The sequence below is a fragment of the Xenorhabdus thuongxuanensis genome (genome assembly GCF_001908095.1).
In the GTDB taxonomy this organism is placed as follows: Bacteria; Pseudomonadota; Gammaproteobacteria; order Enterobacterales; family Enterobacteriaceae; genus Xenorhabdus; species Xenorhabdus thuongxuanensis.
Map to the genome: position 1 here is coordinate 85,309 of NZ_MKGR01000002.1, position 21,298 is coordinate 106,606.

Below are 21,298 nucleotides of genomic sequence, written 5' to 3' on the forward strand. Positions count from 1 at the left end.
TTGATTATCACCACTTAAAACAAGGTAAATTAAAACCTAATTCATTGATTTATAAATATCTTGCAGAGACTCTGAATCAAATTGCAGTAATAGAGAGTCGATAATGCATTCTTCAAGTTGACAGAGAGTTGGGTGGGAAAACAGTTGATGAATAGATAATTCAACATCAAATGTTTGTTTTATTTGCGATTGTAGCTGTAGTACTAACAGTGAATGACCGCCCAATTCAAAGAAGTTGTCATAGCGGCTAATCCGATCCAGTCCCAATAATGCTTGCCAAATGGCGGCCAACTGCTCTTCGGTTTCACCTTCTGGAGCTGCATATTCACGACTTGACATGGCTGCGTGATCAGGGGCAGGCAGAGCCTTGCGATCGAGTTTGCCATTTGGAGAGAGAGGAAACGCCTTCATCACTACAAAGGCACTCGGTATCATGTAATCGGCAAGATTTCGGCTTAATTGCTCACGCAGTTGAGAAATGTTCGGTGTGCTATCCTGATTTGGGATTAAATAGGCAACCAGTCGCTTGTCATTGACTCCATTTTCACGGGCAACAACTACAGCTTCACGAATGCCGGCACATTGGGTCAGGCGGGTTTCAATTTCACCCAGTTCAATACGTAATCCGCGAATTTTGACCTGAAAATCATTGCGTCCCAGATAGGTGATACTGCCGTCTGGTAGCCAACGTCCCAGATCGCCAGTTTTATACAGACGAGCAGCAGGATCGGTATTGAATGGGTCGTTAATAAAACGTTCAGCAGTCAACTCAGGCAGGTTCAAATAGCCACGGGCAACACCCATGCCCCCGATATAAATTCCCCCCGCCATACCAATTGGAACGGGTTCTCCGTAGGTATCGAGAATATAAATTTGGATATTGGCAATAGGATGTCCAATCGGCACTTGCCCGATATAGCGATCCGGAACACACTGCCAGGCAGTGACATCAATGGCTGCCTCTGTAGGTCCATATAAATTATGCAGTTTACTGTGAGGCAAGTGAGACAGACAGTGTTGTTGCAAGGCATAAGGCAGCGCTTCCCCACTGCATAAAATTTGGCGCAGGGAAAGGCAGCGTCCGGCAGGAATGTAATGGAGAAAACTTTGCAACATGGAAGGCACAAAATGGAGCGTCGTGATATGACGGTTTTCTATCTCTTCCAATAAATAGTGCGGTTCTTTGTGACCACCGGGGCGAGCCATCACTAATTGAGCCCCAAACATCAGGGGAAGGAAGAATTCCCAAACAGAAACATCAAAACTAAACGGCGTTTTTTGTAAGACACGATCTTGCGGAGTTAATTGATAAGTGTCCTGTGCCCAAAGCAAACGGTTAACCACACCGCGGTGCTCATTCATCACGCCTTTGGGTAATCCCGTTGAGCCAGAGGTATAGAGTACATAGGCCAGATGACGCGATGTTAGCCCTAAATGAGAAGCTTCTAAGTTATCATCATCCTGGCAGGCAATATTGGTCTGAACGGTGGGATTATCTAAAAACCAGACAGGAATTTCGGTCACGGGCAGTTGTTCTTGCAAGCCATGATGGGTCAGCAGGATCACAGGTTTACTGTCTGACAGAATATAAGCGAGTCTGTCTGTGGGATATTCAGGATCGAGTGGCACATAAGCAGCCCCCGCTTTTAAAATCCCCAACAGGCTAATGACCATATCCAAACTCCGCTCCATGCAAATGGCAACGCGATCATCTGGATGAATTCCCGCTGCAACAAGGGCATGAGCTAGCTGGTTAGCCCGCTGATTCAATTCCATGTAACTGAGTTGAGTATTCCCATACAGCAGTGCAATTGCAGTTGGGGTGCATGCTGCTTGTTGCTCAACAAATTGATGGATTAAGGCGTGTTGCGGGAAGGGTTTATCCGTATTGTTAAAATTATGAAGAACTTGCTGACGTGCCTGTTCATCCATCAATGGCAAACGATCAATTGTCTGCTGTTCGTCATCTACCATGGCTTCCAGCAGAGTTAAGAGGTTCTGCATAAGCTGGGAAATGAATGCTGCATCAAATATTGCAGTATCATAATAAAAGGTATAACCGATATGATCGCCGGATTCTAAGACATTTATCATCAATGGAACGGGAACATCAGCATAGAGAGGATATGAGAAAGACCGCAACTCTGCATTTCCCCACTGTACCGTGACATCGTCATCTTCCGCCATCCAGAGGGTGGTCAGGTCACCGATATATCTGGCTTTTTGGAATATCATGACGGTCTGGAAAACGGGATGAGTTTCTGCATTGCGTTGCAGTTTCAGTTGTTCCAGTACTTTGGTGAACGGATATTTCTGATTTTCAATACCCTGCCGGATGGTTTTAGTCGCTTGTGTGATATGTTCCTGTACTGTCATATCACCGTTTATCTGGCAGCGTAAAGCAACCGGATTGATGAATTCACCAACTAATTTTCCCCAACGGGCTCGACCTCTTCCCGGCAAGATAGAACCGATAATGACATCATCCACTTCGGTATAACGGCTCAGAAGAATTTGGTAGGCAGCCAGAAAAACAGCAAACAGGCTGCTATCATATTTTAGGGCCAGTGCTTGCAGCTTATGTGTCAGTGATTTGTTAATTATTTTCTTTAACGATATTTTTCCTGTGGCGGGCAGGAGGCTGTTTTTAGGTGGCCATTGCGAGACAGCCAAATCGCCCGCCAATATGTTTTGCCAGAATTGTTGTTGTTTTTTGGCGCTGGCACTTTTTAACCATTGTTGTTGCCATTCCACATAATCGTGAAAACTATTTTCTGGTGCGGGTTCCAGCGGTTTTGCAGAAAGCAGGGCATCAAGTTCATCTAACAGTATCCAATAAGACCAGCCATCAACCGCCAGATGATCAAATGTCAAAACCATTACGCTTTCTTGTTGATTGCGTTGATACCAACTGGCATAAACCCGCAGCGGATGGGCTAGATCAAACATATGCCAGCAATCATCTTGAACACGTTGTTTAAGCGTTTCTTCGCTAAGATGCTGGGCATCATGTATTATCAGTGTGATTTTAGCGCTGTCTGCGATGCAATAGCCTAATTCGTCGTGGTATAGTCCAAAACTTGTCCGTAGCATCGGATGTCTTTGTACCAATTTATTGAGAGCTTCTTCTAAACGCTTAGCTGTTAATCCTTTAATGTGAGCGCAAAATGCACTATTATTTTGACCGCGTTTGTCAGGGGCAATTTGATATTGAAACCAGCGGCTGCGTTGAGCTTCTGATAAAGGGAATGATTTCAATTTTTCAGGGTAATTCATTCTATAGCTCCCTTTTTATGGGTACATTAAAAAATAAAAACATGAGAACTGATAAAACAAAAAATCACACTTGGGTTTAAACAATAAAAATAGTTGACCATTTTAATAAAAAAGAATGGTCTTATTTTTTATTCTTTTTAAATTCCTTTTTATTGCTGGTAAATTATATTTATTACAATATTGGATAATTTTACATTAAATTATTTAATTCCACATTTATAATAATGTTTTTCTAATGTGTCTAATTTTATTATAGGTATTACGTGATAAATTTTATTGTTTTTGGTGATTTTGTGTTCACTTTGTTGCTCAAGTTTTATTAGGTGTATAAAGTGAAATAAGAGCCTGTTTTATTAGGCTCTTTGCTATAAGAGTTATTTCATTTTATTGAATATAATGGTCTTTATAATCGACTTCTTTAATATGACCATCTTCTAATTTGATAATTCGGTCTGCTATATTAAAGTAAGCATCGTCATGACTAATAACCAGGACAGTTTTACCTCTGGCTTTTAATTCCGGCAGCAACTCAGTATAGAATAAGCGTTTAAACACGGGATCTTGGTCGGCTGCCCATTCATCAAACAGATAAATAGGACGGTCTTCCAAGTAAGCTGAAACCAAAGCCAATCGTTTCCGTTGACCTGCGGAAAGATTTGTGGTGGAAAATCCGCTATCAACGATTTTAACTTTGTGTGCCATGTTTAAGGCTTCAATATAATGTGTTGCTTTTTCAGTGACATTTGCATCGCTATTGAGTAACTGCTCAAATAAATGGTAATCAGAAAAAACCGCCGCAAAATGTTGACGATAATGTTCATTATTTGCTGGTGTTACTTGCACACCATTCAGTGAGATAGTGCCGGATTCTTGCTCAAATAGGCCAACAAGCAACATGGCGAGGGTTGTTTTCCCACTGCCATTCCCACCGACAATAAAAACAATTTCGCCTTGCGATATTTTCAAACTTAATGGGCCGAGTACAAATTGGCGATCTTCTTTATCTGTTGTGTAATGGTGGACAACATCTTTCAGTTCAATCTCGATTGATTGTTGCTGGTTAAATGGGTTCGTGCCTTCAACTTGTATCGATAGGGCTTCTTCCAGTTGGTTGTCAAGACGACGCATTTTATTCAATGAAACTTCCGCCTCTCTCAGTTCTGGAATTGCTCCAATAACTTCACTGATTGGGCCTGATAAGAAGAGAACAAGCAGCGATACAGTAACCAATGTTGATGGTTCTTGGGGAAGCCAAATCGGGACAACAAAAATAATGATACCAATCATGACATAAAATGTAACAGAACTGGCATTAATAACCCAAGCATAGCTGGAGTTCGCTTTAATACAGATCTCCTGGAATACTTTGGCGGCAGGAGCTATCACTTTATTAATGAAAAGATTACCTTTTTGTTTATTGAGTTGCAGCTCTTTACTACCATCAATCAGGCTTTGGAAATTAAGGTATATTTTATCTATTTGATCACGCATATCTGTCATTAATTGTAATGGGTATTTTTCCCACAGATAAAACACATACATTCCGATAAGGCTAAGTGCCGCTAAAATGAGAAACAGTTGCCAGGACATCCAGGCTAAATAACCAAAACAGGCTATGATTAGGGTGATATTACCAAAAACAGAGGGGGCCAACATAAAGGAGTGTACAAAAACATCGACGTCTTTGGTTAAAACCGCCAATAAACCGTGCCGCCCAAGTTTATGCAGTTTTTTGAGTGGTGCCCGCAAAATTTTATTACTTAAACTTAGACGTAATGAAAAAACCGTGGATTGGGCTAAATGCGATAGTGTAATTTCTGATACGGTTTTAGTAATAAAAAAAATAAAACAGATTCCAAAAAAGCTCCAAAGAAATGTAATCAGGTTAATCTCTTCTGTTACTCCTTGACTGATCATCCCGACTATCGAAGCACCGGCAAACCCACTAATTAATGCGCTTATTGTCGATACCAACAGTAATACCCAAGATTGACGATATAAATAAGCTATTAGAGTCATAAAAAAAGCCATTGTCGAAGGTTATAATTAATATGAAAATTCATATATCTGCTTGCTCAATCCACTATGGTTATTTTTTTCTTATAAAACTGCAAGTGTGATTTATGGCATGGCAATATTAATAAATATAATTGTGATAAAGATTATTCTCAATATGAATTGTAACCCTAGATTATTACATAAATGAATTATTTGAATGATGACAAGGAGGAGGAATGGCACTGCTATTAACAGATAAAAGCGGATCGTTGGATTAACACAATAATTGCAACTCCCTTGTTATACAGGGCTTGAGGCTGATATCTTTGCGCTGACGTCAACTGTCGGTACTGTCTGGTTTGTTTATGCATATCAGGCCATGATTTCGGGTGTGAGAGCTATGAAATGTATCACAGTTGACTCACACCTTTTAATATCCCGCCGATTGCACTTAATAGGTTAATTCAGCTATTGGGGGATGGTTTTTTTTCAGGATTGGTAGCAATGTATGTCAATGTTATTGGCTATTAGATGAAGATTTAATTCTATATTTCATAAATCTCGCTTCAACATTTCATTTATCCTATTTGGGATGAGAAAAGCCTACATTAGTGATATCAGTCGATAAATCTTTCAGGGAATCACCTCCTTGTCTTTCAGCAGCCGAAAACGCACACGCCCTCGGAAAGTCGATGTGTATGAGGTGTTTTGCGCATTGCTGTATATACTCAAGAGCGGTTGCCAGTGGGACATGCTCCCAATGATTAGATAAACTCATCGGCCAAAGTCACCTCAATCATTCATTAAAAACGGGTATGATAATTTTTAATTAATTGATTTTAAATGATAATATTGTTTAATAGAGTAAAAATCACTAATTGCAAATACATTTTTTAGCTTATTGATATAACTTATAACCATTGTTTTGAATAATTATTAAACAATAATACTCCCTTTCCACTACCTTCAATTCCATACCTCTTTTTATTTATTTTTTTATGCATAAATGATGCATAAACTGAAAAAAAATACATTTTTATAAATTGTGAAAAACATCATAAAGTAAATCAATTGTGATTACGTTGTGTTGACTTTGTTAAATATCAAAGGAATTATGAGGTCAATTCATGATCAAAAAGAATTTTGTAATAATTCATTGAGAACTTATAGAAACAATGAATTGATATCTTAAATAAAACCAATCATTAAAGGTTAACTTTAATAATATATAAAATTATTTTTATACCTTAATCATTTGAGGAAAAACAAATGTTGAACACGATTCAAAGAAATTGGTTTGACCAGTATATGGTTCCCTGTTTTTCACCTGCAAATTTTATCCCAATCGTTGCCAAAGGCTCGCGTGTCTGGGATCAGAATGGTAAGGAATATGTTGATTTTGCTGGTGGAGTTGCTGTGAATTCACTGGGTCATGCCAATGATGAATTAAAGAATGCATTAAATTTTCAAATGGAGAATATGTGGCATATTGGTAATGGTTATACAAATGAACCTGTTTTAAAACTGGCGAAATCTCTGGTTGAAAATACATTTGCAGATAAGGTTTTTTTCTGCAATTCCGGAGCAGAAGCGAATGAAGCCGCATTAAAAATTGCCAGAAAATATGCTTTGGATAAATATGGGAATCATAAGAACGAGATTATTTCATTTGAGAACTCCTTCCACGGCAGAACATTATTTACTGTGACTGTCGGAGGGCAACCTAAATATTCTCAAGATTTTGCTCCACTACCGCAGCAAATTACTCACCTGCCATTTAACGATATCGACGCTATCAAGGCTCGTATATCAGAAAAAACCTGCGCTGTGATTGTTGAGCCGATCATTGGCGAAGGGGGAGTGATCCCTGCCGAACCGGCATTTTTAAAAGTATTACGGGAGTTATGTGATCAATATCAAGCGTTATTGATTTTTGACGAAATCCAAACGGGTATTGGTCGCACTGGATATTTATATGCCTACGAGGAAGTTGGTGTAGCGCCGGATATCTTGACCAGTGCCAAAGGGCTTGGTGGTGGATTCCCAATTGGCGCTATGTTGGTCAGGCAACATATCGCAGAGGCTTTCCAGCCGGGGTCACACGGCACAACATTTGGCGGCAACCCGTTGGCGGCAGCCGTTGCTAACAAAGTTGTTGAGTTGGTGAACCAATCGGAGTTTCTTGCAGGGGTGCAAGAGCGTCACCATGAATTTATGCGACAGATGTCTGAGCTTAATCAGCGTTATCAGGTATTTAGTGAGTTGCGCGGCAAAGGGTTATTGTTGGGAGCAGAGTTGGTTGAAAAATATCAGGGCAAGGCGAAAAACTTGACCAATATTGCTGCGGAAGAGGGACTGATTGCTTTGATAGCCGGCCCCAATGTGTTGCGTTTTGCTCCTGCGTTAAATATCGAACAGCAGGATATCAATGACGGTTTCAGCCGCCTTGAAAGCGCCCTCAGGCGATTTGTTCAGGAATAAAGCCGATTTGAGGTGATATCATGATGCTATTTAGATCCGTTCAATATGAAGATTTAGAGGATATCCTCAATCTTTCGTCCCGTGCAGGAATTGGCCTGACGACATTACCCAATAATCAGGAATATCTGATGGCACGGATTTCACGCAGTATTGATTCTTTCAACGATGCAAAGGGACGAGCACAACAAGGATTTTTATTTACCTTGGAAGACACGGAAAAGCATCGTGTTGTTGGTGTTAGTGCGCTGGAAGTTGCTGTTGGGCTGGAGGAACCTTTCTACAATTTTCGCATACATCGATCAGTGCGAGCTTCCCGCGAATTGGGCGTCTATAACACATTTGAAACGCTGATTGTTGGGCAGGATTATACCGGATGCAGTGAGTTGTGTACGTTGTTCCTTGATCCCGATTATCACGGGGGAGGCAATGGTGTTTTTCTTTCCAGAAGCCGCTTTCTGTTTATTGCTGCATTCAGACATCTCTTCCCGAAATGCATTTTTGCGGAAATGCGTGGCGTGGTGAATCAACAGGGTGAATCGCCATTTTGGGATGCCCTTGGGAAACATTTCTTCAATGTTCCCTTTGCTGAAGCTGACTATCTGACCGGCATTGGCTCCAAAACGTTTATTGCAGAGTTGATGCCATTTCATCCGATTTATGTGCCTTTGTTGCCAGAAGAAGCACGCCAGACCATTGGTCAGGTACATGAAAATACGCTGCCCGCTCGCGCTATTTTGGAAAAAGAGGGATTTGCTTATCACGATGCGGTCGATATTTTTGATGCGGGCGCCATCTTGGATGCTGAGATTGACAATGTACGTACAATCAAAGCCAGCCGGCTTGTGCATGTGAAAAGAAACGACCAGGTTTCCCGATCACAGGGCGGCGTACAATGCATTGTCTCGAACCTGAATTTTCAGGCGTTTAAAGCACTCCTTCTGCCTGTTTCTGAGCCGCTGGATAGCGATGAATTACTGCTTACCTCCGCAGAAATGGAGGTGTTGCATGTGGATGATGGCGATCTGGTACGCTTCGTTTCTCTTTTCTCTTAGCTGTTTTCACAATTAGCTGTTTTCACAATTAAAGGCTTTGTCATTTAGAGCTGTTGCAATTGAGGAATTTCGTAATGAATCATCAAGCAAATTACATTGGCGGTGAGTGGATAGCAGGGCAAGGTCTGCCTGTCGTTAAATACTCTCCTGTAGATCAGCGGGTTTTATGGCAGGCATACGGCGCGTCTGCCCATCAGGTAGATGAAGCCTGCCAATTCGCCCGCAAAGCGTTTCCTGCATGGTCTGGATTGGCGGTTGAAAAACGGATTGCAATTATTCAGACATTTGCTGATTTGCTGGCTCAGGAAAAAGAAAAGATTGCGCAAGTGATCAGTGAGGAAACCAGTAAGCCTTTGTGGGAAACACGGACAGAAGTCCAATCTATGATAGGTAAGATCGCCATTTCGATTGAAGCATGGGAACAGCGAACGGGGTATTCCGAAACATCTATGCCAGATGGGAAAGCGATATTACAGCATCGTCCTCATGGAGTGATAGCTGTTTTCGGTCCCTATAATTTTCCGGGGCATTTACCGAATGGGCATATTGTCCCTGCGCTAATTGCCGGTAACACATTGGTGTTCAAGCCCAGTGAATTGACGCCAATGACGGCGGAGAAAACGGTGGAGTTGTGGATTAAGGCGGGATTGCCTGTAGGTGTGCTGAATTTGGTTCAAGGGGGTAAAGAAACTGGCGGTACTTTGCTGAATAATCGCGAAATTGATGGTGTGCTGTTTACAGGCAGTGCGGCAACAGGGTTCCACTTCCATCGTATATTGGCAGGTCAGCCAGAAAAAATGCTGGCTCTTGAGATGGGAGGCAACAATGCGCTGATTGTGGACGATTATGATGACATTGAAGCTGCGGTTTATACCATTGTCCAGTCGGCATTTATTTCCGCAGGGCAGCGCTGTACTTGTGCTCGCAGATTGCTAGTGAAGCAGGGAGATAAGGGAGATGCGTTAATCCAGCGGTTAGTTGATGCCGTAGGCCAGATTGTGCCAGGCCATTGGAATGCTGATCCTCAGCCTTTTATCGGCGGGGTAATCTCTTTAGCGGCAGCGGAAAGTTTGCTGGAAGCCCAAACTAAGTTATTGGCTTTAGGGGGAAGATCTTTGCTCACCTTAACCCAGCCTGATCCGAACTCGACGTTTATGGCACCTGGCATCATTGATCTAACCAATGTCAAAGATATTCCTGATGAAGAATTTTTTGGCCCCCTGTTAACAGTGAAGCGCTATACCACTTTCGATGAAGCCATCTCAATGGCAAATGATACCCGATTTGGGCTGGCAACTGGGTTAATCTCTCCTGACGCCAGCTTGTTTGAGAGGCTACTGCAAGGGGCGAGAGCAGGGATCGTGAATTGGAATAAACCGCTGACAGGCGCATCCAGTAAGGCACCGTTTGGTGGTATTGGGGCATCCGGTAATCATCGCCCCAGCGCTTATTATGCAGCGGATTATTGCGCCTGGCCGATGGCTTCCCTGACGGCTGAAAATTTAGTTTTGCCTGAAACACCGGCACCAGGGCTTAATTTTTTCATCAATCAATAGGATGGCAGAGGTAATTATGTCAGGAGTTGAAGCAAATTTTGATGGTTTGGTGGGAATGACTCACCATTATGCCGGGCTATCAATAGGTAATGAGGCTTCCATAAATCATCAGGGTAAAGAATCTAATCCTCGCAAAGCCGCACTTCAGGGATTGATGAAAATGAAGGCGTTATCTGATATGGGGTTAATACAGGGGGTTTTACCCCCGCAACAGCGTCCTAACCTGCCTGCATTGCGCCAACTAGGGTTTACCGGCAGTGACGAACAAGTATTAAATAAAGCTGCACAATATTCTCCGTTGTTACTGTCTAACCTCAGTTCTGCCTCTTCTATGTGGACAGCAAATGCGGCAACGGTTTCCCCTTCAGCAGATAGTGTGGATCAATGTGTCCATTTCACGGTGGCTAATTTAAATAACAAGCTGCATCGTTCACTGGAAAGCCCCACGACTTCACGGGCCCTGAGAGCGACTTTTCCTGATCAAAACTATTTTGTTCATCATGATCCTCTGCCACAACATGCGGATTGGGGAGATGAAGGTGCGGCAAACCATAATCGTTTTTGCGGCGAATATGATGAAGCCGGCGTACAGTTATTTGTCTATGGTCGCAAGGTATTGCAGGAAGGAATTACACCTAAGCGCTATCCCGCCCGGCAAACATTGGAAGCTAGTCAGGCAATTGCTCGTCTACATCAGCTTGAAGGGTCCAGGACTGTATTTGCCCAACAAAATCCCGTTGCCATTGATAGTGGTGTGTTTCATAACGATGTTATCGCAGTTAGTAACCGTAATGTTCTTTTCTATCATCAGCAGGCTTTCTTAAATCAGCAGTCAGTATTGGCTGAGTTGAGAGAAAAAATGGCTCGGCTTGGACACGCCTTGGTGGCAATTGAAGTGCCTATGGAGCAAGTCACTATTCAGGATGCGGTCGAGTCTTACTTGTTTAACAGCCAGTTATTGAGCCAGCCGGATGGCAACATGATGCTGATTTTACCGGAAGAGTGCCGTCAAAATCACAATGTCTCAGCTTATTTGCAAACGTTGATTGCGAAAGGAAATTCCCCCATCAATAAGCTCCACTTTTTTGACTTACGGGAAAGTATGCGCAATGGTGGAGGGCCGGCTTGTTTGCGACTCAGGGTTGTTTTGAACGAACAAGAGTTAGCCGCGGTAAATCCAGCGACCTTGATGACACCAGAACTGTATCAACGCCTGACGTCATGGGTTGAGCGTCATTATCGGGATTCCTTATATGCGGCTGATCTTGCTGATCCACAACTATTAAGGGAAGTCTATTCTGCCCTTGATGAACTGACGCAGATCCTCAAGTTGGGTTCGATTTATGAGTTTCAGAATTAATCAGGAGATGAAATGGATTTACTGACTTTATTGCTTGAAAACAAAATCGAAAATAACTTGTTTTTTCCGTCAGCTATTCAGTCATCATGGTTGGCAGAAGGCGTATTACAGTTATTACCGCAAAGATCATCAAAAACCGCCGATACGTTAATTATTTCTGCCGGAATTCATGGCAATGAAACGGCGCCTGTGGAAATACTTATCCAGTTATTGTCACAACTGGCACAGGGAAAGTTGCCATTGCAACATAACCTTTTGCTGATATTTGGCAACTTACCCGCCATGCAAGCTGGGCAGCGATATATTGATAGTGATCTCAACCGAATGTTTGGTGGTCGCTATCAAAATTTCCCGTTGGGGAGTGAATCGAACCGTGCTATGGAATTGGAGTCTGTTATCCGTCAGTTTTTTAATGAACCGGCGGTGATGGTATCAACGAAACATCGGCACCTTGATCTTCACACTGCAATCCGAGGTTCCTGCCATGAACAGTTCGCGCTATTGCCATACCAGGCACGTGAATATGCTGAGGATTTTTTACAATGGTTGGAAGATAGCGATCTTGATGCCTTGGTATTTCATAACACAGTAGGGGGAACGTTCAGTAACTTTACCAGCGAACATTTCAATATGGATAGCTGCACGTTAGAAATCGGTAAGGCACTGCCTTTTGGACAAAACGATCTGGCAAGATTCAGCAATATTACCATAGCGTTGCAGGATTTGATCGCCGGTTTGTCTTCAGGCAAACGAGCTAAACCGGTGCTTAAACGTTATCGTGTGGTTGATGCAATTATCAAACAACATGATAGTTTTCAGCTCAATATTCCAGAAGATACGAAAAACTTTACTGAATTACCGGAAGATTTTGAAATCGCCCGCCAGAAAAATCAATTCTGGAAAATCGAGCCTCCTGCAAATTTTATCCTGTTTCCTAATGCCCATGTTGCTATTGGGTTACGCGCAGGATTGTTGTTAGAGAAATTAACCTAATCAATTCATAAAACAGCAAGCCGTAGAGGTTATTGATGACAAGATCATTAAAAACACCTGTGGAACAATCCGCCGGTGAGCAGAAACTTCACCGTGGATTGGGTAAGCGCCATGTTCAATTGATCGCAATTGGTGGTGCTATTGGTACAGGATTGTTTATGGGAGCAGGGAAAACTATCGCAGTATCAGGGACTTCAATTATCCTAACTTATCTTTTGATTGGCTTTTTTGCTTTTATGGTAATGAGAGCAATGGGCGAACTGTTGCTCACTAAATTGGACTATAGAACGTTTGCTGACTTTGTCGCAGATTATCTTGGGGATAAGGCAAGCTATTTTTTGGGATGGACTTATTGGATGAGCTGGATCGTCAGTTGCATCGCAGATGTTGTGGTATGTGGTGGCTATATCCAGTATTGGTTTCCAGACAGTTGGCTTTGGTTAACGGCGTTATTTATTTTGGGCTTGATGTGCCTGTGTAATTTCTTCTCAGTAAGGCTGTTTGGTGAAGCGGAATTCTGGTTTGCCATGATTAAGGTGGTAGCGATAGTTGCTTTGATTGTCGTTGGCAGTGGCATGGTTTTTGTAGGCTGGACTTCTCCCAATGGCGTGACAGCTTCTGTAAGTCATTTGACGGAGCCCGAAGTATTCCTGCCCAATGGCGTATTTGGATTTCTGGCAGGTTTTCAGATTGCCATTTTCTCTTTTACTGGCATTGAGCTGGTTGGTACAGTGACTGCTGAAACCAAAGAGCCAGAGAAAATTTTACCAAAAGCTATCAACAATATTCCGATCAGGATCATTATCTTTTACGTGCTTTCCATGATGTGCATCATCGCTGTTACGTCATGGCCGCAGATTTCACCAGAAATTAGCCCCTTTGTGACGCTGTTTGCATTGGCAGGATTGCCGGCAGCGGCTGCGGTGATCAATTTTGTTGCCCTGACTTCGGCTATGTCCTCGGCCAACAGTGGATTATATGCCTGTACCCGTATGCTTTATGGTTTATCTACGGAAAAGCTGGCGCACAGCAAATTTGGGCAACTTTCAATCAACAGTGCTATTCCCATTTTTAGCTTGATATTTTCAGTGCTTTGTATGGCAAGTGGCGTATTCTTGCTATTTATTATCCCCAATGTCATGAAATTATTTACTATTGTTACGACCGTGGCAGCCATCATGGTTATTTATAGCTGGTGTATGATACTGATTGCTTACCTGGCTTATCGCAAGAAACGTCCTGACTTGCATAAAAAATCTATCTATAAAATGCCAATGGGTATCCCCATGACATGGTGTACCTTGATATTTTTTGTCTTTACGGTGGTGATCATGGTGTTTGATTATGACACCCGTATTGCGCTATATGGTACGCCTGTGTGGTTTGTGATATTGGAAATTTTGTGGCGTATGCGGAAAAATCGCGAACAGCAGGGTATGCAGGATGAAATGGTAAATTAGTCGTTATAAAAAATAGCCCCACGCTAGCAGCATAGGGCTATTTCATCTTTATGCAGCTAGAAAATTAAGCGTTTTCTTGCTGAGTTGCCTGAATTGCAGTTAGTGCAACGGTATAAACGATATCATCAACCAGTGCGCCACGGGACAAATCGTTAACTGGTTTGCGCATACCTTGCAGCATTGGCCCGATGGAAACCAGATCCGCTGAACGTTGTACTGCTTTGTAAGTGGTATTACCCGTGTTCAGATCTGGGAAAATGAACACGGTTGCCTGGCCTGCAACTGGTGAGTTTGGTGCCTTGGATTTCGCAACATCTGCCATGATAGCTGCATCGTACTGCAATGGGCCATCGATGATCAGGTCTGGGCGTTTTTCCTGTGCCAAACGGGTTGCTTCACGCACTTTTTCAACATCGCTGCCTGCACCAGAGTTACCAGTGGAGTAAGAGATCATCGCAACACGAGGCTCAATACCAAATGCTTTCGCAGAATCCGCAGATTGGATCGCGATTTCGGACAGTTGTTCTGCGGTTGGATCTGGGTTGATCGCACAGTCACCGTAAACCAGCACTTGCTCTGGCAGCAACATAAAGAAGACAGAAGAAACCAGAGAGCTATTTGGTGCAGTTTTAATTAACTGCAATGGCGGGCGAATCGTGTTCGCTGTGGTGTGTACTGCACCAGAAACCAGGCCGTCAACTTCGCCTTGTTCCAGCATCATGGTGCCCAGAACGACGTTGTCTTCCAGTTGTTCGCGGGCAACAACTTCGGTCATGCCTTTGTTCTTGCGCAGTTCAACCAGACGTGGCACATAACGTTCACGTGCTGACACTGGGTTAATGATTTCAATACCTGCACCCAGTTCAACGCCTTGAGCCGCAGCTACACGACGGATCTCTTCTGGATCTCCCAGCAGGATACATTCTGCAATGCCGCGTTCAGCACAGATAGCCGCTGCTTTGACGGTACGTGGTTCGTCGCCTTCTGGCAGAACGATACGCTTGCCAGCTTGACGAGCCAGTTCGGTTAACTGATAGCGGAATGCCGGTGGGGACAGGAGATTTGGACGCTCTGATGCGGCAGCCAGAGAATCGATCCACTCGCTGCTGATATGTTGTGCAACGTAGTTTTGTACTTTTTCGATGCGCTCGTGGTCATCGGCTGGAACTTCCAGGCTGAAACTTTGCAGGTTCAGGGAAGTCTGCCATGTATTGGTTTTCACAGTGAAAACGGGCAGGCCAGTATTGAATGCACGTTCGCACAGTTCACGGATAGAATCATCAATTGAGTAACCACCGGTCAGCAATACGGCACCAATTTCAATACCGTTCATGGCGGCCAGACAGGCAGTGATCAGGACGTCAGGACGGTCAGCAGAAGTCACCAGCAGAGAACCCGGACGGAAGTATTCCAGCATGTTAGGAATACTGCGAGCACAGAAAGTCACAGACTTGATGCGACGGCTTTCGATAGCTCCTTCATTGATGATGTCCGCTTTCAGGTGCTTAGCCATATCAATCGCACGAGTAGCGATCAGGTCAAAACTCCACGGGATGCAACCAAGAATGGGTAATGGGCTGTTTTTGAAGATGGTTTTTGGATCGACGTTGGTAATCGTCGCTTTGGTTGATTCGTCAAAGATCTCGGATAAATCTGGGCGAGTACGGCCTTGGTCATCAACCGGTGCATTCAGTTTATTGACGATAACACCGATAATGTTTTGGTTCTTGCTGCCACCGTATTCAGCACGGCTCAGTTCAATTCGTTCTTTCAGTTGTTCTGGGGTGTTAGTACCCAGAGCAGTTACGAACACGATTTCAGCGTTCAGTGTCTTGGCGATTTCATAGTTCAGGGATTGGGCAAATGGATGTTTGCGAGTCGGCACCAAACCTTCGAGCAGAATCACTTCCGCATCTTTGGCGTTTTCGTGGTAACGTGCCACGATCTCTTCCATTAACACGTCTTTTTTGTTAGTGGTCAGCAGTGATTCCACGTACGCCATATCCAGAGGTTCAGCAGCATGGATGCTGGAATGTGAACGGATAATAGAAGTGGTTTGATCCTGAAAACCAGTGTGACGTGGTTGTGCGATAGGTTTGAAAACGCTCAGACGAACGCCTTTTTGCTCCATGGAGCGAATAACACCCAGGCTGACACTGGTTAAACCAACGCTAGTGTCAGTAGGGATTAACATAATTGTACGGGACACGGAAACCTCTTTAACGGTTGCTCGTCAGTCAATAAATGTGACTCAGTGCGATATATTCGTGAAAACCGCCAGCATTACTGGCGGTTCTAAAATCATCTGATTACGCGGTCAGACGTGCTGAATCCTGAGCAATAACCAATTCTTCATTGGTTGGAATAACCAGGGCAGGACGGCTGTTATCTGTAGTGATAACGCCAGATTTGCCGAAACGAGCGGCAAGGTTACGCTCGTGATCATATTCGAAGCCCAGCAGAGCAACTTTCTTCATGGTCAGTTCACGAACCAGTGCAGAGTTTTCACCGATGCCACCAGTGAAGATAATTGCGTCCAGACGGCCTTCCATCAGCGTGCTGTATGCGCCGATATATTTAGCCAGACGGTGGCAGTAAACATCCATAGCACGTTTAGCATCAGCTTTGGTTTCGTAGTTGTCTTCTACATAACGGCAATCGCTGGTGACTTCAGTCAGGCCTAAGAAACCAGACTCTTTGGTCAGCAAGGTGTTGATCTGAGCAATGCTCATGCCCATTGCATCGTGCAGATGGAATACGATAGCGGGATCGATATCACCACTGCGGGTTCCCATGACCAGACCCTCCAATGGGGTGAGGCCCATGGAAGTATCAACACACTGACCGTTAACAATGGCAGAAACAGAACCACCATTACCTAAGTGGCAGGTGATGACATTCAGTTCTTCAACGGGTTTGTTCAGCATCTTAGCTGCTTCACGGGAAACATAGAAATGGCTGGTGCCATGTGCACCATAACGACGGATACCATGCTCTTTGTACAGGTTGTAAGGCAGTGCGTATAGGTATGCTTCTTCTGGCATAGTCTGGTGGAATGCGGTATCAAATACGGCAATATTTTTCTCAACCAGGTGAGGGAACGCTTTTTTCGCTTCAGCAATACCGATCAGGTGAGCGGGGTTGTGCAGTGGTGCGAATGGAATAGCCGCTTCAATGCCTGCGATAACTTCATCAGTGATCACCACGGAAGAAGTGAACTTCTCACCACCATGAACAATACGGTGACCGATGGCTGAGATTTGGGCGGAAAGTTCTGACTTTTCAGCCAGGATAGTATTAACAATGAAGTTCAGTGCTTCGCTGTGTGCTGCGCCGGCACCTAAAGCAGCTTCGTTTTTCGCGCCATCCATTTTCCATTTAATACGGGCTTCAGGCAGGCCAAAGCACTCTGCTAAACCAGAAAGATATTCTTCACCATTGGCAGGATCGATGATAGCGAATTTCAGGGAGGAGCTACCGCAATTAAGAACCAGTACCAGCTTACTTGACATGGAAATACCTATTATCTTGTTGTGATCTAATCTTAAATAAGAACAATGTTAAAAATAAAACAATTTATTAACAAACCGAACCCAATTGTTGCGAAAAAGGGCAAAATTCCTGTTTTGCTACTGCAACAACATAAAAGTCTGTGTAGGATACCGTTTGCTAGCAATAAAGACAAAATATACTTAATAGTATTAATACTACAAAAAAGATTTTATTTTTTGTAGGAATTTTTTAAAAACTATACCTTTAATTGATTGAGGTCATGATGAACACGACACCGCCTGTTAGCCAGGGTTGGTTCAAGCGCATGAAATTAGGACAGCAATATTTGAAAACTTGGCCATTGGAAAAACAGCTTGCGCCTGTTTTTCCTGAAAATCGTGTGATTAAGGCAACTCGTTTTGGTATTCGGTTTATGCCGCCGTTGGCAATTTTTACTTTGACATGGCAAATCGCTTTGGGTGGGCAATTGGGGCCATCGGTGGCAACGGCCTTGTTTGCCTGTAGTTTGCCGTTGCAGGGATTATGGTGGTTAGGAAAACGTGCCGCGACACCATTACCGGAGAGATTACTGCATTGGTTTTATGAAATTCGGGAAAAATTTACCCAGGCAGGCATTGCAATGGCACCAGTAGAAAGTACTCCGACCTATTTTTCACTGGCTGAATTGCTTAAACGGGCTTTTAAGCAATTGGACAACTCTTTTCTTGATGATATTTAATCTCCAGGCGCCGTGTGGAATAAATATTTTATTACCACATGATTATTAACAAATAGTGATGTTTGAAGGAGTTGGGTTTGGTTCTGAAATGTAGAGGTTTTTTATTCGATTTGGATGGTACTCTGATTGATTCATTGCCTGCGGTTGAGCGAGCATGGATTCAGTTTGCCGATAAGATGGGTATCAATAGAGATGAAGTACTGAACTATGTTCATGGTACACCGGCGATATTGTCACTACGACATTTTATGCCCGATGCGAGTGAAGAAGAGATCACTAACACTTTCAAATGGATTGAAAAAATTGAAACAGAAGATACGGAAGGTATTACCGCTTTGCCTGGTGCTATCGCTCTGATTGATAAGTTGAATGCACTAGATATTCCGTGGGCCATTGTGACATCGGGAACGGTTCCGCTTGCTTCTGCGCGTCATAAAGTGGCGGAGTTACCGGAACCTGCTCATTGGGTGACGGCAGAGTCTGTTACAAATGGAAAACCAAACCCTGAGCCTTATTTGTTGGGAGCGAAAAAACTGGGACTCTTGCCAGAAGAGTGTGTCGTGTTTGAAGATGCTGCTGCGGGAATTAATGCCGGACTGGATGCGGGTTGTCAGGTTGTTGTTGTCCACGATTCGCCGGATATTCCACGTCGCGATGAAATTCATTTGACGATTAATAATCTGGAAGATATTGAGATTGTCAAATCTGGTAGTTATGTATCGATCTATACCCAATAAGTTTTGTATCTCAGCCAACATTGTAGTCAAAACCAATGTAGTCAAAAACAAAATAGCCAAAAAAGTAGCGACTTAAGACACCATAAATCAGGAGGTTCCTTGATCAGAACGAGGGATTTTCTCTGAGAAACATGGTCTACTTACTTTGTTAACGTTTGTACCTGTAATCTTTTGATATGTAGTCTTTTGATATATAACCAATCTGCCAATTAGCAGATTGGTTATGCGGATAGTTATATTTGCAAGGTATCGTTGATAGAGGCCAAATTGAGTAGCGAACTGTTGTGGGTATTAACCCTGCTATTGATAGCCATTGTGCTTTTCACCACCAATAAAGTCAGAATGGATGTTGTGGCTTTATTACTGATCATCACATTTGTCTTGAGTGGCACACTGACGTTAAGTGAAGCCACTGTCGGTTTTAGTGATCCCAATGTATTGTTGATTGCTGCCCTATTTGTCATTGGCGAAGGGCTGGTGAGAACTGGGGTTGCTTATCAGATGGGAGACTGGCTGGTTCGTGTCGCAGGTAACAGTGAAACCAAGATGTTAGTTTGGTTAATGGTATCAGTTGCCGGATTGGGAGCGTTCATGAGTTCTACGGGCGTTGTGGCAATATTTATTCCTGTTGTCCTGAGTGTGGCCGCCAGAATGAAAACCTCTCCGGGACGATTGATGATGCCATTAGGATTTGCCGGTTTGATTAGTGGCATGATGACCCTGGTGGCAACGCCACCTAATATGATCGTCAATAGTGAGCTGGTGCGTGAAGGTCTGCGGGGTTTTGATTTCTTCTCCATTACACCAATCGGCATATTAGTGTTGATGGCTGGCTTGGTTTACATGTTAGTCGCTCGTCGTTGGCTAGGGGGAGCAAACCACCAAACAGAGGACAAGCGTTATCATCGGACATTTCGTGATTTGATACGTGACTATAAATTGTCTGGTCGTGCTCGTCGTTTTACTATCCGTCAAGGTTCACCATTGGTTGGACATACATTGGATGAATTAGGGCTGCGTGCCTGTTATGGTGCCAATGTTATTGGTATTGAACGTTGGCGTAAATTCCGTCGAGTGATGGTTGCTGCCACTGGGGATATGGAATTGCAAGGGCAGGATGTCTTACTGGTAGATATGTCGGATAGTGATGTTGATTTGCGGGAATTCTGTCGTGAGCAACAGCTAGAACCGATGGTATTGCGTGGGGAGTATTTTTCCGAGCATTCTCGTCATGTTGGTATGGCTGAGGTTTCAGTGCTCCCTGAATCCGAACTACTGGGGCAATCATTGCGTGATATGAAATTTCGTACACGTTATGGTCTTAATGTAATAGGGATCCGTCGTGGGGGAAAAGCGTTAGAAGGGAAGTTAGTGGATGAACCTTTGTTGCTTGGTGATACACTGCTGTTGATTGGCGATTGGAAATTGATCCACGCGTTAAAAACAAAAACCCCTGATTTTATTGTGCTAAATCTGCCTATTGAGGTGGAAAGTGCGGCTCCTGCGGCCTCTCAGGCACCTCATGCCTTATTCTGTCTTGCCCTGATGGTTGCTATGATGCTGACCAATGAAATCCCGAATTTTATTGCCGCGTTAATTGCCTGCCTGCTAATGGGAAAATTCCGCTGTATTGATATGGAAAGTGCTTACCGTTCTATTCACTGGCCGAGCATTATCTTGATTGTTGGCATGATGCCTTTTGCTTTGGCATTGCAGAAGACGGGAGGAATTGATCTCATTGTCCGGGGATTGATGGATATCGCAGGTAATATGGGACCACGGGTGATGTTGGTTTGCCTGTTTGTACTTTGCGCCATTATAGGGTTGTTTATTTCTAACACCGCGACGGCAGTGTTAATGGCTCCGATTGCGATTGCGGCAGCGAATGAGATGGCTGTTTCTCCACTGCCCTTTGCGATGATTATTGGTGTGGCGGCTTCGGCAGCATTTATGACACCAGTTTCATCTCCCGTTAATACATTGATATTGGGGCCAGGTGGGTATCGATTTGCCGATTTCGTGAAACTTGGTGTGCCTTTTACGTTAATTGTGATGGGAATTAGCGTCGCGATTATCCCAATACTTTTTCCATTCTAATATTTTTATTGGGCAGCTCCGCATGGCAGGGAGCTGCGTTATGATTATAGTTTAATA

13 protein-coding genes and 1 pseudogene are annotated in these 21,298 nt (G+C 43.5%); 10 read left to right on the top strand and 4 right to left on the bottom strand.

Annotated elements, in window-relative coordinates:
• Positions 1-36: 36 nt before the first annotated feature.
• A complete protein-coding gene (locus Xentx_RS01855; RefSeq protein ID WP_074018567.1) occupies positions 37-3,276 on the bottom strand; it encodes a non-ribosomal peptide synthetase in 3,240 nt (1,079 codons plus the stop codon).
• 384 nt (positions 3,277-3,660) lie between these two features.
• Positions 3,661-5,295 carry a cyclic peptide export ABC transporter gene (locus Xentx_RS01860; protein WP_074018568.1) on the bottom strand — a complete coding sequence of 545 codons (1,635 nt, stop codon included), beginning with the start codon at positions 5,293-5,295 and terminating at the stop codon, positions 3,661-3,663.
• Between the two features lie 607 nt (positions 5,296-5,902).
• Between Xentx_RS01860 and Xentx_RS01865 the strand changes: the two are divergent.
• From Xentx_RS01865 to Xentx_RS01895, 7 genes and pseudogenes are all read left to right on the top strand, one after another.
• Positions 5,903-6,034: pseudogene (locus Xentx_RS01865) on the top strand (transposase); the annotation flags it as partial.
• A gap of 509 nt (positions 6,035-6,543) precedes the next feature.
• Positions 6,544-7,755 (top strand): aspartate aminotransferase family protein, encoded by a 1,212-nt coding sequence (locus Xentx_RS01870; RefSeq protein WP_074018569.1) that lies wholly within the window; start codon positions 6,544-6,546, stop codon positions 7,753-7,755.
• Positions 7,756-7,778: 23 nt separating this feature from the next.
• Positions 7,779-8,807: an arginine N-succinyltransferase gene (gene astA, locus Xentx_RS01875; RefSeq protein ID WP_244149809.1), complete on the top strand. Its 1,029-nt coding sequence runs from the start codon at positions 7,779-7,781 to the stop codon at positions 8,805-8,807.
• A gap of 74 nt (positions 8,808-8,881) precedes the next feature.
• Positions 8,882-10,363, top strand: a complete 1,482-nt coding sequence (gene astD / locus Xentx_RS01880) for a succinylglutamate-semialdehyde dehydrogenase (RefSeq protein ID WP_074018571.1) — start codon at positions 8,882-8,884, stop codon at positions 10,361-10,363.
• Between the two features lie 16 nt (positions 10,364-10,379).
• On the top strand, positions 10,380-11,723 hold the full coding sequence (gene astB / locus Xentx_RS01885) for an N-succinylarginine dihydrolase (RefSeq protein WP_074018572.1): 1,344 nt from the start codon (positions 10,380-10,382) through the stop codon (positions 11,721-11,723).
• Positions 11,724-11,735: 12 nt separating this feature from the next.
• Entirely contained in the window at positions 11,736-12,716 is a 981-nt protein-coding gene (astE, locus tag Xentx_RS01890; protein ID WP_074018573.1) for a succinylglutamate desuccinylase, read from the top strand.
• Between the two features lie 35 nt (positions 12,717-12,751).
• Positions 12,752-14,176, top strand: coding sequence for an amino acid permease (locus Xentx_RS01895; RefSeq protein ID WP_074018574.1), 1,425 nt, complete (start codon positions 12,752-12,754; stop codon positions 14,174-14,176).
• Between the two features lie 64 nt (positions 14,177-14,240).
• On the opposite strand, the gene pta is transcribed toward Xentx_RS01895, so the two are convergent.
• On the bottom strand, positions 14,241-16,385 hold the full coding sequence (gene pta, locus Xentx_RS01900; protein WP_074018575.1) for a phosphate acetyltransferase: 2,145 nt from the start codon (positions 16,383-16,385) through the stop codon (positions 14,241-14,243).
• Between the two features lie 100 nt (positions 16,386-16,485).
• Complete coding sequence (ackA, locus tag Xentx_RS01905) at positions 16,486-17,688, bottom strand: acetate kinase (protein WP_074018576.1); 1,203 nt, start codon at positions 17,686-17,688, stop codon at positions 16,486-16,488.
• Positions 17,689-17,951: 263 nt separating this feature from the next.
• Between ackA and yfbV the strand changes: the two genes are divergently transcribed.
• The 3 genes from yfbV to Xentx_RS01920 all read left to right on the top strand — a co-directional run bounded on the left by yfbV (position 17,952) and on the right by Xentx_RS01920 (position 21,241).
• Entirely contained in the window at positions 17,952-18,407 is a 456-nt protein-coding gene (gene yfbV, locus Xentx_RS01910; protein ID WP_074018577.1) for a terminus macrodomain insulation protein YfbV, read from the top strand.
• A gap of 77 nt (positions 18,408-18,484) precedes the next feature.
• Entirely contained in the window at positions 18,485-19,144 is a 660-nt protein-coding gene (locus Xentx_RS01915) for a sugar phosphatase (protein ID WP_074018578.1), read from the top strand.
• A 267-nt stretch (positions 19,145-19,411) separates the two neighbouring features.
• Complete coding sequence (locus Xentx_RS01920) at positions 19,412-21,241, top strand: SLC13 family permease (RefSeq protein WP_074018766.1); 1,830 nt, start codon at positions 19,412-19,414, stop codon at positions 21,239-21,241.
• Positions 21,242-21,298: the final 57 nt, after the last annotated feature.

Coding starts and splice junctions, on each gene's coding strand:
- Xentx_RS01870 (WP_074018569.1), top strand. CDS start 6,544: ATGTTGAACACGATTCAAAGAAATTGGTTTGACCAGTATATGGTTCCC.
- yfbV (WP_074018577.1), top strand. CDS start 17,952: ATGAACACGACACCGCCTGTTAGCCAGGGTTGGTTCAAGCGCATGAAA.
- ackA (WP_074018576.1), bottom strand. CDS start 17,688: ATGTCAAGTAAGCTGGTACTGGTTCTTAATTGCGGTAGCTCCTCCCTG.
- Xentx_RS01895 (WP_074018574.1), top strand. CDS start 12,752: ATGACAAGATCATTAAAAACACCTGTGGAACAATCCGCCGGTGAGCAG.
- astE (WP_074018573.1), top strand. CDS start 11,736: ATGGATTTACTGACTTTATTGCTTGAAAACAAAATCGAAAATAACTTG.
- Xentx_RS01860 (WP_074018568.1), bottom strand. CDS start 5,295: ATGACTCTAATAGCTTATTTATATCGTCAATCTTGGGTATTACTGTTG.
- astD (WP_074018571.1), top strand. CDS start 8,882: ATGAATCATCAAGCAAATTACATTGGCGGTGAGTGGATAGCAGGGCAA.
- astB (WP_074018572.1), top strand. CDS start 10,380: ATGTCAGGAGTTGAAGCAAATTTTGATGGTTTGGTGGGAATGACTCAC.
- Xentx_RS01855 (WP_074018567.1), bottom strand. CDS start 3,276: ATGAATTACCCTGAAAAATTGAAATCATTCCCTTTATCAGAAGCTCAA.
- astA (WP_244149809.1), top strand. CDS start 7,779: ATGCTATTTAGATCCGTTCAATATGAAGATTTAGAGGATATCCTCAAT.